Annotated in this window: 12 protein-coding genes and 1 pseudogene; 11 read left to right on the top strand and 2 right to left on the bottom strand. The window is 63.0% G+C overall.

Annotated features, from left to right (window positions below):
• The first annotated feature begins 96 nt into the window (after positions 1–96).
• Positions 97–2,715, top strand: a complete 2,619-nt coding sequence (locus ACIBI6_RS40265) for a P-loop NTPase fold protein (RefSeq protein WP_396960447.1) — start codon at positions 97–99, stop codon at positions 2,713–2,715.
• Between the two features lie 454 nt (positions 2,716–3,169).
• Positions 3,170–3,737, top strand: a pseudogene (locus ACIBI6_RS40260) (dihydrofolate reductase family protein).
• Positions 3,738–3,877: 140 nt separating this feature from the next.
• On the opposite strand, the gene ACIBI6_RS40255 reads toward ACIBI6_RS40260, so the two are convergent.
• Positions 3,878–4,591, bottom strand: coding sequence for a creatininase family protein (locus tag ACIBI6_RS40255; protein WP_396960445.1), 714 nt, complete (start codon positions 4,589–4,591; stop codon positions 3,878–3,880).
• 18 nt (positions 4,592–4,609) lie between these two features.
• Positions 4,610–5,758, bottom strand: a complete 1,149-nt coding sequence (locus ACIBI6_RS40250; RefSeq protein ID WP_396960397.1) for an XRE family transcriptional regulator — start codon at positions 5,756–5,758, stop codon at positions 4,610–4,612.
• A gap of 382 nt (positions 5,759–6,140) precedes the next feature.
• On the opposite strand from ACIBI6_RS40250, the gene ACIBI6_RS40245 reads away from it, so the two are divergent.
• From ACIBI6_RS40245 to ACIBI6_RS40205, 9 genes are all read left to right on the top strand, one after another.
• Positions 6,141–7,337: a radical SAM protein gene (locus ACIBI6_RS40245; protein ID WP_396960395.1), complete on the top strand. Its 1,197-nt coding sequence runs from the start codon at positions 6,141–6,143 to the stop codon at positions 7,335–7,337.
• Positions 7,334–7,948, top strand: coding sequence for an exonuclease domain-containing protein (locus ACIBI6_RS40240; protein ID WP_396960393.1), 615 nt, complete (start codon positions 7,334–7,336; stop codon positions 7,946–7,948). Before ACIBI6_RS40245 ends, ACIBI6_RS40240 begins: the two co-directional genes overlap by 4 nt.
• Positions 7,945–8,565, top strand: coding sequence for an AAA family ATPase (locus ACIBI6_RS40235; protein WP_396960391.1), 621 nt, complete (start codon positions 7,945–7,947; stop codon positions 8,563–8,565). Before ACIBI6_RS40240 ends, ACIBI6_RS40235 begins: the two co-directional genes overlap by 4 nt.
• A gap of 34 nt (positions 8,566–8,599) precedes the next feature.
• Entirely contained in the window at positions 8,600–9,397 is a 798-nt protein-coding gene (locus ACIBI6_RS40230) for an aldo/keto reductase (protein WP_396960389.1), read from the top strand.
• A 104-nt stretch (positions 9,398–9,501) separates the two neighbouring features.
• Entirely contained in the window at positions 9,502–9,840 is a 339-nt protein-coding gene (locus tag ACIBI6_RS40225; protein ID WP_396960387.1) for a hypothetical protein, read from the top strand.
• Positions 9,841–9,877: 37 nt separating this feature from the next.
• The gene (locus ACIBI6_RS40220) at positions 9,878–10,186 is read left to right on the top strand and encodes a hypothetical protein (RefSeq protein ID WP_396960385.1); all 309 of its coding nucleotides are present in this window, start codon (positions 9,878–9,880) and stop codon (positions 10,184–10,186) included.
• A gap of 498 nt (positions 10,187–10,684) precedes the next feature.
• Positions 10,685–11,278 (top strand): TetR/AcrR family transcriptional regulator, encoded by a 594-nt coding sequence (locus ACIBI6_RS40215; RefSeq protein WP_396960383.1) that lies wholly within the window; start codon positions 10,685–10,687, stop codon positions 11,276–11,278.
• Positions 11,275–11,487: a hypothetical protein gene (locus tag ACIBI6_RS40210; protein ID WP_396960381.1), complete on the top strand. Its 213-nt coding sequence runs from the start codon at positions 11,275–11,277 to the stop codon at positions 11,485–11,487. Before ACIBI6_RS40215 ends, ACIBI6_RS40210 begins: the two co-directional genes overlap by 4 nt.
• Before the next feature lie 352 nt (positions 11,488–11,839).
• Positions 11,840–12,529 (top strand): TetR/AcrR family transcriptional regulator, encoded by a 690-nt coding sequence (locus ACIBI6_RS40205; RefSeq protein WP_396960379.1) that lies wholly within the window; start codon positions 11,840–11,842, stop codon positions 12,527–12,529.
• Positions 12,530–12,583: the final 54 nt, after the last annotated feature.

The following is a 12,583-nucleotide window of genomic DNA, read 5'->3' as shown; positions in this document are numbered from 1 at the left end:
TCGGTTGGCCCCTCGGTGTTGAGCAATCCCACAATTGCTGAGCTGAGACGCGCTGTGGCAGAGGCATTCACAGCTGCGGCCGATTCAGGTGCCACGTTGCTGATCAGTTTCATCGGACACGGTGTCGCAACAAGCGGCGGGAACTTCTTTCTGCTGGCTCGTGATTCACCGGCGCAGCCAGCCTCCGATACCGCGTTGCATCTGATGCAGGTGGTCAATGAGCAACTCGACCGCCATCGAGTCGGTGGGCTGATCTTTTTACTCGACGCCTCCGAGGTACCACGAGACCTAACCAAGCAGGTCGGTGTCCCTGCGGGAGGACCGTTCGAGTTGCTGACCGCGTCGGATCGCGGCGCAGCGTACAGCGGCCTGTTCAGTCGCGCCCTTACGGAGATCTTTCACAAGGGCATCCCCACCGCTGGTGAACGATTGCGGTGCAGCGATGTCCTCACAGAACTCGCGCGGTTGACGGTTGACCGCCAAACACCTTCACATGCGTCGTACTCCGCAGCGCACCAACCAGAGCTGTGGTTGGTGAACAACCTTGCGCGAGTATCCGCCACCGGAGAATCGGTGGTTCCCGTCGTCCAACAAACCACACTGATGTTTCCATCGTTCACGAATGATGATGCCGTCGGTCCGGACCGGTTGGGGATCGATGAGGATGCTCGTGCGTTGGCAGCGCTCATAGCATCTAAGCAGCTCGAACCGCCGTTGGCCATTGCGGTCTATGGCGAGTGGGGCAGTGGAAAAACCTTCTTCATGCGGCGCGTCGAGTACTACATCGACCGGCTCGCCCGCGGCGGCACCGCGACAACGATGTTCGAAACCGGAGTGCGGCACATCCGTTTCGGGGCATGGCACTACGCCCGCGGTCACATCTGGGCCAGCCTCCTCGAACACATCTTCGGCACCTTGTGCCCACCGGACACGACGACCGAACAAAAGTTCGCCGAAGTCACCGCGCAAATCCCGATCATCCAAGAAACCGTCGCGGCTGCCGAGCAGAAGATCGACGCCACCAAACAGCGAATCAAAGACCTCGACGCCGAACTCGCCGCAGCGCGCCAGCGACACCACGAAGCCATCCAATCCCTGGGATCGGTTCGCGGGCGCGACATCCTGCAGGCAGTCACCGCGGACGACGCATTGCGCAAACGATTCGACACCGCGATGAACGAGATGGGAATCGAAGCCGCCACCGACAGCGCCAGAAACCTGCTCGACTCCGCACGCACCGCAATCACCTTGGCGAACAGGACAACATTCCTGGCAACGTCGGGAAAGCATTGGTACAGCTCGCCATTGGCGGTCGCGGTCGCGGTCGCACTGCTCGCCGGCGGCACCACCGCGATCACCGCGGCACTGGCACCGGATGTGTTCCGCAACATCGGCACGATGATCGCACCGCTGGCCACCATCGGAGCGACTGCTGCCGCATGGATCGGGCGCCAGTCCGTTCTGGCGCGTAAGCTGCTCGAACCCGCCGAACACGTGCAGCGACAGATCGAAGGACGAATCGAGCAGGCCCGCCTCGCGCAGGCGACCGAACTGGCCGAGTTAGAAGCCGACGCCGACACAGCACAGGCCGAACTAGCGGCAGCCAACGACGAAAAAGCAACCGCCGTGGCCGATCTCGAAGCAGCCCGCCAAGCACGCAAGGAACTCACACCCGCGCGATTGCTGGACAACTACATCGCCGAGATGGCCGCCAACGGCGAATACACCGAACACCTCGGAGTCGTCGGGATGGCACACCGCCATCTGCGCGGACTCAGCGACCGCCTCCACGCCGCAGCAACCGATCCAGCGGTGTCGATCAAACGAATCGTGCTCCACATCGACGACCTCGACCGCTGCTCTCCCGACACCGTGGTCACGGTACTCGAAGCCGTGCACCTCCTTCTGGCCATGCCGTTGTTCGTCGTCATCGTCGGAGTCGACACCCGCAGCCTCGACCGATCACTTCGATCAGCACACCCCGAGATGCTCGAACTCACCGAGCCCGCATCAACACCATCGGACTATCTCGAGAAAATCTTCCAACTCAGCTACGCCATCCCCTCGATGACACCCAAAGGCTGTCAGGCAGTCCTACGACAAGTCGCCACCACCTCGAAGATCTCCAGCCGCCCCGTCTACCCTGGCGACACGCTCCATCCCAGCGAAACCACATTTCCCAGCGGCGATGAACAGCCGCAGACCGAGCCAGCGACCGATGCCTCCGCGACAAACACCCCATTCACGCAGCAACCAATATCCGATCACCAACTCGGACAAGCGCTCACCCTGACCGACGACGACCTCGTCACCCTCGACCTCGTCGCGCCGCTGGTCGCCGCCACACCCCGGCGCGCCAAGAGGTTCCTCAACACCTACCTCGTCATTCGCGCCCGACTCTCCACGACCCCGCACGACCCCGCAGCCTTGGCCTTGCTCATTGCCGTCCTCATCGGCGTACCGCACACCCTCGGACGCCAACTACTCCAAGCCGATCCGCGGAACACCGACACATCCTTCCGAGACTGGCTGCGCAGCACCAACATCGACAATTCAGCCGACCTGACGCGAATCCGCAACTTCCTCCAAATCGCCGACAACCTCACGAACACACCGATGCCCACAATCCTCGCCCAGCTGCCGCATGCACGCCCCTACGCCGTCCCTGCGCCGGACGCGCCACAACACGTAAATGGCGAGGGCACTACACCTTGACTTCAACTCTCTGACATGCGTCGGAGTCGAAACCCGGTACACGCCGAACACCACTGACTCCCGAATGAAATGAGTCAAGCCGGGATCGGTCCGCCTTGACGCTGGTTTCTTACCCCGCAATTCAACTCTCGTTCAGACCGTAATCGTCTGAACGAGAGGGGCAACACTACCTGCCTCCAGTCGCCTGGAGTTGTCGATCCCGTCGTCGATGAGAGCACATCGGTGAACTGACATTCCGGCTTCGGCCATCGATGGGAGGAATAGTCAAGACCTGTAGATGCATGGGCGTGCCACGCTCTCGTCCCGCCCGCTGGGTTGCCGACCACCCTTGGCCGGGTCAAACCCTGGACCGCATGCGAGGCTGGCGGACTCGAGAAGTCGAACAGCGATGCGTTTCGCCGTGACTTGCCGTCTATTTCCACATGCCCGATCAACCACACCCGGTGAGACCATCATGACCGCCACTTGCACCTTCGACGTCTTTTCCACCCTCGACGGCTACGGCGGCATCAGCGGCGGAGACTGGGGCAAGCAAGGCCCCGAACTCCTCGACCATCGCTTCGCCTTGTACGAGGCGAAGCAGCGAATGTTTTTCGGGGCCAACACCTATCGGGCGTTCACGCAGATACTGGCCGAGCGCACTGAGGAGTCGGTGCGTGACCCATGGGTCACTCGGATGAGGAGCCTGCCGCCGACGGGGGTGTCGACCCCCCTGGAAGGACCGCTCGACTGGCCGGGACGCCACGGTCGTGAGCGGTGACGCCGTCGACGTCGTCGCCCGGCTCAAGCAGGAGTCCGAGGTGCCGTTGCGCTCGCACGGCAGCCTGTCAGTGAACCGGGCGCTGATTGCCGCTGGCCTGGTCGACCGCGTCCAAGTGACGCTCTTCCCGGTCATCACTGGTCAGACCGGTGATGACCCGATCTTCGAAGGTACGGCCGACTTCGACCTCGAACTGCTCGAGAGCCAGACACTCGACAGCAACATCCAAGAACTCATCTACCGGCCCACCCTGCATGCCTGAAGCCGTCCACACACCCCACCCCCTCGAGCAACGTGTCACCGGGGTGGGTGAAGAAAGACTGTAGGTCTTCGGATTTCAGTACGCCGGTTGCTGGACGGGAGGATACAGGCGCAGGATTGACGCCACGGTCGCGAGCCGACCTACCGCTTCGCGTCTGCGTGAGTAATCAGCGCGAAGTATTCACCGAAGGACTTCGTAAGGGCGTCCAGCGCCGCCTTCCCTTTGACTTCGGTCGCTGCTGAGGGGCGTCCGATGATTCCGCTGGAGGTGTATGCCGACATGCCGAGCAGCTGGAGATGCGAACGGTCGGACGCCTCGTGATCGGCCAGCCGGAACGATGGCCGCACCAGGTCAGGTTTGGCGTGCAGCAGGATCGACGTCTCGAGTTCGCCACCGTGCATGTCATCATGGGAGTCGGTGTCCATTCCGGCCGCCTCCCTGGCCCGGTTCCAGTCATCCCGGCCCGGATAGACCATGACGTTGCGGCCGGTGGCGTTGGCCTCTTGGGCAATGTTGCCCAGGACGTAGTTTCCGCCGTGGGCGTTGACGAGCACCAGAGTGGTGATTCCGGATCGGGCGAGTGAGCGACGGATATCGCTGATGACGGCGATCACGGTAGCCGGACTGAGGCTGACAGTTCCGGCGAACGTCTCGTGCTCATGCGAGCAGGAGATCGTCAAGGGCGGCAGGAGCAGTAGCGGGTAGTTTTCGGCGAGCTGCCGCGCGATCAGGCAGGCAATGACGGTGTCAGTGATGAGCGGTAGATGGTCACCGTGTTGCTCGAAACTGCCGACCGGCAGCACCGCGATACGGGCGCCATTGTCGGCGACGTCGGTCGAACTGGCGGTGGTCATCAACTCCACTCGAGGCTCCTACCGTGACTGGCTCGTGCGTTGTGCGATGCGTAGCTGCTGGGTCAACTCTCGCGCGGCACCGGTCTGGCCCGCCGCATGCAATACGGTCGCTGTAGTGCGTAGCTGGTTGAGCGTGCGGTGAGATCCGGTGTCGGCCACGATGGTAGCCGCATACCCTGCGACCTCCACCGCCTCCGACCACGAACCTACTCCTGCGTGCGCTGTGGACAGCCGGGCAAGTCCCATCCCGAGATCACGGCGGCTGTCGGCATTCCAGTCGCTGAGCCGCTGTTCCAGGATGGTCAGCGCTTTCTCGGGGTGCCCGAGTTCGATCCAGCAGTGCGCGGCCTCCATCGCCACATATGCCGGTGAGCAATAGCCGGCGAGATCATCCTGGCCGTCGGGTGGCTCGGACGCTGCTTCCGCGGCCCGCGTCAGCGCGTCCACACACGCCATGACGTCGGCGCGCGCGCCTGATCGCGCGCGTACCGCATTGACGTTTGCCTGTTGGCGCAGCAAGACAGCCCGCTGTTGTGGAGTGAGGGCACCAGCGTGTGACAGCGCTTCGTCGATGAAATCTTCTGCGGTGGACAGCTTCCCGGCGTCGGTGGCAATGTTGGAACTGCGCATCAGCACGTAGGCGTGGAACTGAGCATCGTCCCTGTCTTTGGCGTGCGCAAGGGCGATCCTGGACCAGGATTCAGCGGCATCGAGGTCTCCAGAGTCCTGGTGTAGCCAGCCCAGCAGTTCGGCATAGCGACCCGCCACGTATTGCAGTCGGCTACGACCTCTGCTGCCGTCGCGGCTGGCGGCTAGGCGCTGGTCGATAAATGCAATGTCTTGCCGCACAACTCCAATCAAGTCATGTGGCCCGGCGAGCTGGTCGCGGACCGAGTGCCCGGCCAACGTGGACAGCAGCGCGTCGGCCAGTTGAACTCCCGTCGGCGTAGAGATTGCCGCCGCCAGCCGCTCTGGAAGCACGATGCTCGATCGCGGCGGCGCAGGCGCCGGATCTTGTCGGTCAGGCGGGAGTTCGAACCACAGCAGTGGCGGCGGGATTTCCAATATGCGCGCGTACGTCGACAGCGTGTCCAGGTTGGTCACCCGTACGCGGCCTTGCTCGATCCGAGAAAGGTGTCCCTGGGTGATCGACAGCCACCGCGCCATGTCCTCTTGGTTTATCCGATGGCGCCCGTGGTGGGGATGATGTCGGTAGGTCCGGATCGCCTTTCCGATGTCGCGGGCAGCGAGGGCTTGGCGAAGGTCCCCTGACCACCATGCGTGATCAGGTAGCGGTGGCAGCCGATCGTCAGCGCCTCGGCATCGCCCGCAAAGAAGCCCCGCCGGTGCCGGTCCTGCACACCGCGGACACAGATCAGGTGGCGTATCGAAATCGACCATTACACAAGCCCTTCCCCCTCGGTCAGCATGAGTATTGCTCGCGTGCATAAAAAATATGCATATTCAGCGCTTCTGCATCACTGGTCAGCTCCCCAGAATCGTAGCCACCAGATAGACGATGGTTCGCTTCATATGAAGGGGCGTTTTCATGAGCACTTCCCAAGTTCCGATCAGTGTGCCGCTAGAAGTTCGAGCGACCACCCGAAGGCCGTTGCCCATCCTGACCCCAGATCAGCAGACTGAGCTCGATCCGGGCTTGCAACGGGTGATCGACTACCGCAAGAGCGGGCTGTCGGCGAACTGGATCATCGGTTGCCCGCTGGATTGCACCTACTGCGTGCGCCACACCTTCGACAACTTCGAGATGAAGGTGCCCCGGCGGCTGATGGACGAAGAGTCTGCGGCGCGGATGCTGCTGCGCAACAAGCACTTCCGACCCCACGTGACCCCGATTCAGCTGCTGAACAGGGCGACCGACCCGATGCTGCCCGCGGTCAAGCCACACACCCTCGAAATGTTGCGGCTGCTCGACGAGCAGGGCATCACCAACCACGTCCTAGTGATCACGCGGTGGCGGATCGAACCCGAAGACTGCGCGGTCCTCAACAGCTTCCACAACATCCGCCTGACCGTCCTGGTCACACACAGTGGAATTGATGACGAGCGCATCGAACCGGTCGACTCCAATATCGCGGCGGCGTCGCTGCGGACCGCGTTCGAAAACGCCGAGTCCTATCGTGTGATCCTGTATTGGCGGCCGATCGTGCCGGGCCTCAACGATTCCGACGCGCACCTGGACCGGGCGCGTGAACTGAGTCATTTCGCCCACGCCACCGTGTTCACCGGTCTCTTTTTCAAAGACCAGATCCGCGACTACTACCGGGACAACGGTCTTCCCGAGCTGTACGACGGGGGCCCGTCCCGCAAGATTTTCCCCGAACTGCTCGAGCAGCGGATCCTGGCCAACCGGGCCGGGTTCGGATCGCCGTTGTTCCGTAAGACCAGTTGCGGGGTGACCTTCGCACATTCCGTCGCCGACTACAACGGGCACTACGGCGTGCGGGAGTTGTGCGATATCTGCCCGGTCGCGCAGATCAAACGCTGTACTGAGGATTGGCGTCGCCCCGGCGAGGCATCGACCGCTGCGTGGGTTCAGCGCCTCGGCGGCAACATGCTCGAGATCACCGAGCGGGCCGTGATCGTGGACGGCCTACCCGAAGGGCGACGCAACTTCCTCCAGCACAATCTCGGGTACCAGGTCAACGACATCAAGCGCCCGCACCATATCGGTCGCCACGGTCGCGCGGACATCGGATGGACTCACACTCAGGAGGCAGCACGATGATCGTTCCAAACGCACTGCACGGCAAAGACTTCGCCGTTGTCGACGTCGAAGGCAACGGACAAACACCGCCCGAAATCATCGAGATCGCGATCCTGGCGGTATCGGGCGAGACGGTGGAGGCCGATGAGATGCGGTCGTGGCTGATCCGCCCCGCCCGCCCGATCACCCCCATCGTGACCCGAAAGGTCCACGGCATCACCAACGCCGACGTCGCCGAATGCCCGACCTGGCCGGAGGTGTCGAACAAGATCGAGGCGACACTGACCGATCGGATCCTGGTCGCGCACAACGCCAATCTGGAACGGCGGGTTATCTCCGAACACCTGCCGGGCTGGACGCCACCGATGGTGCTCGACACGCTGAAACTCGCCAAGACGGTATGGCCCGGCATCGGTGGCTACGCGTTGGAGAAGCTGGTCACCCACGCCGACTTGGACACCACCGCGATATCCGATCAAGGCCATCACCGCGCCGGGTGGGACACCTGGGCGGCCTGGCAGCTGCTGGTTCGACTGGTCGACGACAGCGGATTCGGCTGGGACGAACTCGTGCAAGCCGCGGCGCCAGCGGAGTTCATTCAGCCGAGAGAACCGGAAGGGCGACTGTGGTGAGCACCGATTTCGTGCGCCCCGTGACGATCGCGGTCACGGGGACGCACTCGACCGGCAAGAGCACGTTTCTCCAGCGGATCGTCGAACGGCTGCATCGCGAACGCGTCGAGGTGGCAGTCGTCGCAGACCTCGGCGCGCAGGCCGCCGAGCACGGGTTGCCGATCCTGCACGAACACACCTGGGCATCAACACTGTGGATCATCACGCGTGGAATGTCGCTGGAGGCACGTGCGTGGACACAGGCCGACGTGGTCCTGGTCGACCGGCCGGTGTCGGATGCACTCGGGTATTACGAAGCCGCACTGGAATACTGTGGCGCTCAACCACATTCAGCGAATATCGACCAGCTCGAGCAGTTGGTCGCCCGGCACGTCCGCCACTATGACCTGGTTGTGCGTACGGTGCTCGACCCGACGATCCCGTTGGACCTGAGCAAACCGCGGGGTACCGATCTGGAGTTCCGGGCGCTCGCTGACCGGCACGTCGCGAAGGTTCTCGAACGACTCGGCATAGGACATGACCTGCTGCCGTCGGATGGGCACGATCGCGCCCTCGTCGAAGTGACGGCGTTCATCAAAGGCCGCCTCGACGGTGTCGATGAGAACGACGATCACTGACCCCGATATCCCCAATCGCAACGGAAGGCCAGCGATGTCCATCCAAACATTGCCTGCAGCAGCAAGCGGCACCTTCTCGCTAGGCGGCGACTTGCCGGTCAACCGAATCGGCTACGGCACAATGCAGCTCACCGGTGCCGGTCACTGGGGCGGCCCTGCCGATGCCGAGAAAGCCAGGCAACTCCTGCGCCACGCCGTAGACCTGGGCTGCAACCACATCGACACCGCCGACGCCTACGGCCCGACCACCGCCGAACACTTGATCCGCGAGGCTTTGCACCCATACCCAGACGAGCTGGTCATCGCCACCAAAGGCGGCATGACCAGGCAAGGGCCGAACCAATGGGCGCCGGTCGGGCGGCCCGAATACCTGCGCCAATGCGTCGAAATGAGTCTGCGACGTCTCCAACTCGACCGGATCGACCTCTACTACCTGCACCGCATCGACCCCCGAGTTCCGTTCGAGGACCAGATCGGTGCCCTCGACGACCTGCGCAACCAGGGCAAAATCTGCCATGTCGGCCTGTCCAAAGTCACCGTCTCCCAGATCGAAGCAGCACAGAAGATCACCCCTATCGCCGCTGTGCAGAACCGCTTCAACCTCCTCGACAAGGGCGACGACACCGTGCTCGACTACTGCACCCAAACCCGCACTGCGTTCGTTGCCTATGCACCGCTCGCCGTCGGAGCCCTGGTGATCGAGCGGCGTAATTCAGACGCCGCGACTAACTCGATCCAGTGGCTGCTGGACAAATCGCCTGTCGTACTGCCGATCCCCGGCACCGCCTCGCTCGCACATCTGACGCAGAACGCCGCCGCGGCCAGCAAGTAAGGCCGCCTGGCAGCTGGGTGTCGATGACAGAGGCTGGGATTGGCGAAATCGATCAGGAGTGCAATGACCACGCCCGCCGTCCTCATCAGTGAGAGGTGAAGGAGATGCCCAGCGAACTCCAGACCGTCCTAATCGTTGTCGCGGCCGCCGCCGCGACGCTGGGACTGCTCTTCGGAGTCATACCCAAACTCGTCGACCGCGACAGCCCTGCCGAAACTGAGTCCTGGGGCATCGAGCCCGACAGCCCCAGGCCGTTGCCCCACTCGCATGCCGCACCTTTCCGCCCCTACACGGTGCCGGAGGCACACAAGATCACCCAGGGCCATGCTCGCTGTGCCCAAGGAAATTGCGGAGCAAAGGCGTCTGCTATCAGCACCCTCGTCGCCGCTGGCCGCATGCGACCTCCTGAACCCGGACGGCAACGGTGGGCGGCGCGCAGATGAAGACGAGACACATCGACGAAGATCGGAGTGAATTAGCTTGCCTGGCAATGCAATCGGAGTGATAAATACGAGCCTTACCGAATCAGCCCTCGACGACGAACAACTCATCCGCGACCTCGCCCACAAACGCGGCTACATCCTCGCCCAGATATTGACCATCAATGCCGACACCTACATGCCCACCGCGCTGATCGTCGCCACCGCCCATCGGTATCACGCCGTCGCGATGATCGCCCCCAACCTGCGACACTTCGGGCCCAGCCCCAAGGCCATCACTCACACCTACACGCTCGTCATCCCCAACCTCGCCATCCCCCGCACTGGCGGTTGGACGCCGAACCCTTGACCGACGTGCTTCATTCCCACGCCGAACAGGTTCACCTGCACGGTGACCGCCTGACCGGTCAGGATCGGCGTCCTCAAAGCGCAGCGTGAATACAACCACCTTGAGCACCTGCTGCTATTGCATGCGCGCACCCGATGAAGCCGGTAGTGGGTCCGGATCGGCCGAGGATATGCCCTGACCGCCAGATGCCGACTACGCACTGTCACAACGCTTGTGCAGCCTGACCTTCGACAGAGACGACAACGCCCGTCTCCGTCCGCCCGCCCCGTCGCCGCATTCCGCTGACACGCCTGCGCCTCGACCAGAACGGCCGCGACATCCGGGCTTCCAGCCGCATTGCCGGACCCTTTCGCCCGAGAATCAGCGCTGCCTCCACTCACCGCGGCGGGCACCTGACCCGAGATCCGCAGTCCGACAACATCATCCGATTCAATCGACAGAAGGGACAGTTCATCTGCCATGCCCACTATCCGTCCAGCAAATACACCCGATCGTGACGTGCGTGAAGCACCCACATCCGGCAAGTCCGCCCAGCCGCGCATCAATGCCGAACGGATGCGGCAACGACTCGCACACGCCGCGACCGAACTGTTTCTGGCCAACGGGTTTACCGCGACATCGATCGAACGGATTACCGAACGTGCGGGATGCGGACGGAACACGTTTTTCACCCACTTCAGCCGCAAAGCGGTCATCGGCCACGACGTCGCCGACACCTTGCATCACCGAGCACTCCAGCGAATCAACCGGTTCCACCCGACTGATACCGATCAGCTCATCACCACGCTGGCAATGTGGACGACGATTCTGGCGACGCGACCGGGGTGGGCGCGGCTGGAACTCGACCTCGCGGATCTGGGCATCGACAGCCATGCCCAGACCAGCCGACGCCTGACTCATCTACGTGCCGCTGTTACCGAATTGCTAACCACCACAATGAAATCCGCCACATCCAGCGTCGATGTCGAGACCACGGTGACGCTCCTTGCATCGGTCGCCGTCGGGATGGCCGATCAACGCGCCCACGGACTCACCGTCCCCTCGGCGATACGACCACACATCGAACGCATCCTTCACGCGGTACTGGCATGAATCCCACACCCGCACCCGACGGTGGCGACAGCGATCCGACCACTCCCACCACAGCCGACGCACCTCGAGTACTCGCAGCACCGGTCGTCACCGACATAGCGGTCCTCGAGAAATTCCTGACCGGCCTACAAACCCTCGACATCCATAACCGGCCCACGCCAACTGCTGACGCCGAAGACACCGACGAGGTTTCCCATGCTCCCAACTGACCGAACGCCTGCGACCATGCCGGTGCCCGTGCTAGCCGATCCAGCTACCGGATCACCAACGGGCACAATCACTCTGTCGTTGCGTCGAACGATCCAGCACTGCCAGATCCATGGGGCGCAGCGAGTTCGTCGACGCGGACGGCAAGTTGGCAGAGCGCTGATGCCATGTCCAGCTCATGGAGCTGACCGCCCCGCAGGCACTCGGGCTTCAGCGCATCCATAGAACGCACCGGCCGGGTGGCTGCTTCGTACACCTCCAGGTCGCGATGTTCGCGCGGGGAAACAGACACCCGAACTTCGCGCCGCCACCATCTCGCGTCTCCATCACCAGCGCATTACTGGTTGTCCCCGCATGGCGCGCCCCATCGTCTCACTCACATCTTCCCTTCACCTCGGAGCCCGTCCCACCCTCATGCCAGAGACACGCCGACGCCTCAGCCGCACCGCGCAACGACGACAGACACATCAGCGTCTGCTCGCCGCCGCGACCACCCTCTTCCTCGAAAACGGTTACAGGGCGACCTCCGTCGACGACATCGCCGAAGCCGCCGGATACACCCGAGGGGCAGCCCAACGCCACTTCGGAACCAAAGCCGAACTGGCAGACGCAGTCCTGGACCGGCTGAGCCGTCACGGCATCGCCCAGGTAGCCACGCAGCTGGCACAGCTGCGGTCAGCCGAGCACGTCCCCGAAGGGGAGCAGCTGATCGAACTTGTCACTGAGTGGTGTGAAACGGCAATAATCGAGCGCCCGGCATGGATACAGCTTGAACTCGACGTGATCGCCAAACGACCCCACGACTGCGAGGCGGAGCTCCGGCGAGCTGCACGCCTGGCGCTTATCCGCACCACCGCCCACGACTACCTCGCCACCACGAGTACCGCCACAAGCACCGACCTGACCGTCCACCTGGACACGATCAGGACCGGACTGGTATCGGTGGTCTTCGGGCTGGTCATCCAAAACAAAGAACCGGCCACGGTCTCCGTCACCGTTCGGCGGGACTGTGGATTTAAGGGTGTTTCCGGCCTGATTCGCTGAGCGATGTTCAGCGGGAAGGTGCCGTGATGACGACACTTGATGCCGTGACGAGGA

This window comes from Nocardia sp. NPDC050412, from assembly GCF_044458825.1.
Classification (GTDB): domain Bacteria; phylum Actinomycetota; class Actinomycetes; order Mycobacteriales; family Mycobacteriaceae; genus Nocardia.
Note: the sequence above shows the minus strand (reverse complement) of the source record. Positions and strands in the feature narration are given on the sequence as shown.

Bases quoted from the DNA above. Each gene is read 5' to 3' on its own strand.
- ACIBI6_RS40210 (WP_396960381.1), top strand. From the start codon at position 11,275: ATGAATCCCACACCCGCACCCGACGGTGGCGACAGCGATCCGACCACT.
- ACIBI6_RS40240 (WP_396960393.1), top strand. From the start codon at position 7,334: ATGATCGTTCCAAACGCACTGCACGGCAAAGACTTCGCCGTTGTCGAC.
- ACIBI6_RS40255 (WP_396960445.1), bottom strand. From the start codon at position 4,591: ATGACCACCGCCAGTTCGACCGACGTCGCCGACAATGGCGCCCGTATC.
- ACIBI6_RS40205 (WP_396960379.1), top strand. From the start codon at position 11,840: ATGGCGCGCCCCATCGTCTCACTCACATCTTCCCTTCACCTCGGAGCC.
- ACIBI6_RS40230 (WP_396960389.1), top strand. From the start codon at position 8,600: ATGTCCATCCAAACATTGCCTGCAGCAGCAAGCGGCACCTTCTCGCTA.
- ACIBI6_RS40250 (WP_396960397.1), bottom strand. From the start codon at position 5,758: ATGGCGCGGTGGCTGTCGATCACCCAGGGACACCTTTCTCGGATCGAG.
- ACIBI6_RS40245 (WP_396960395.1), top strand. From the start codon at position 6,141: ATGAGCACTTCCCAAGTTCCGATCAGTGTGCCGCTAGAAGTTCGAGCG.
- ACIBI6_RS40225 (WP_396960387.1), top strand. From the start codon at position 9,502: ATGCCCAGCGAACTCCAGACCGTCCTAATCGTTGTCGCGGCCGCCGCC.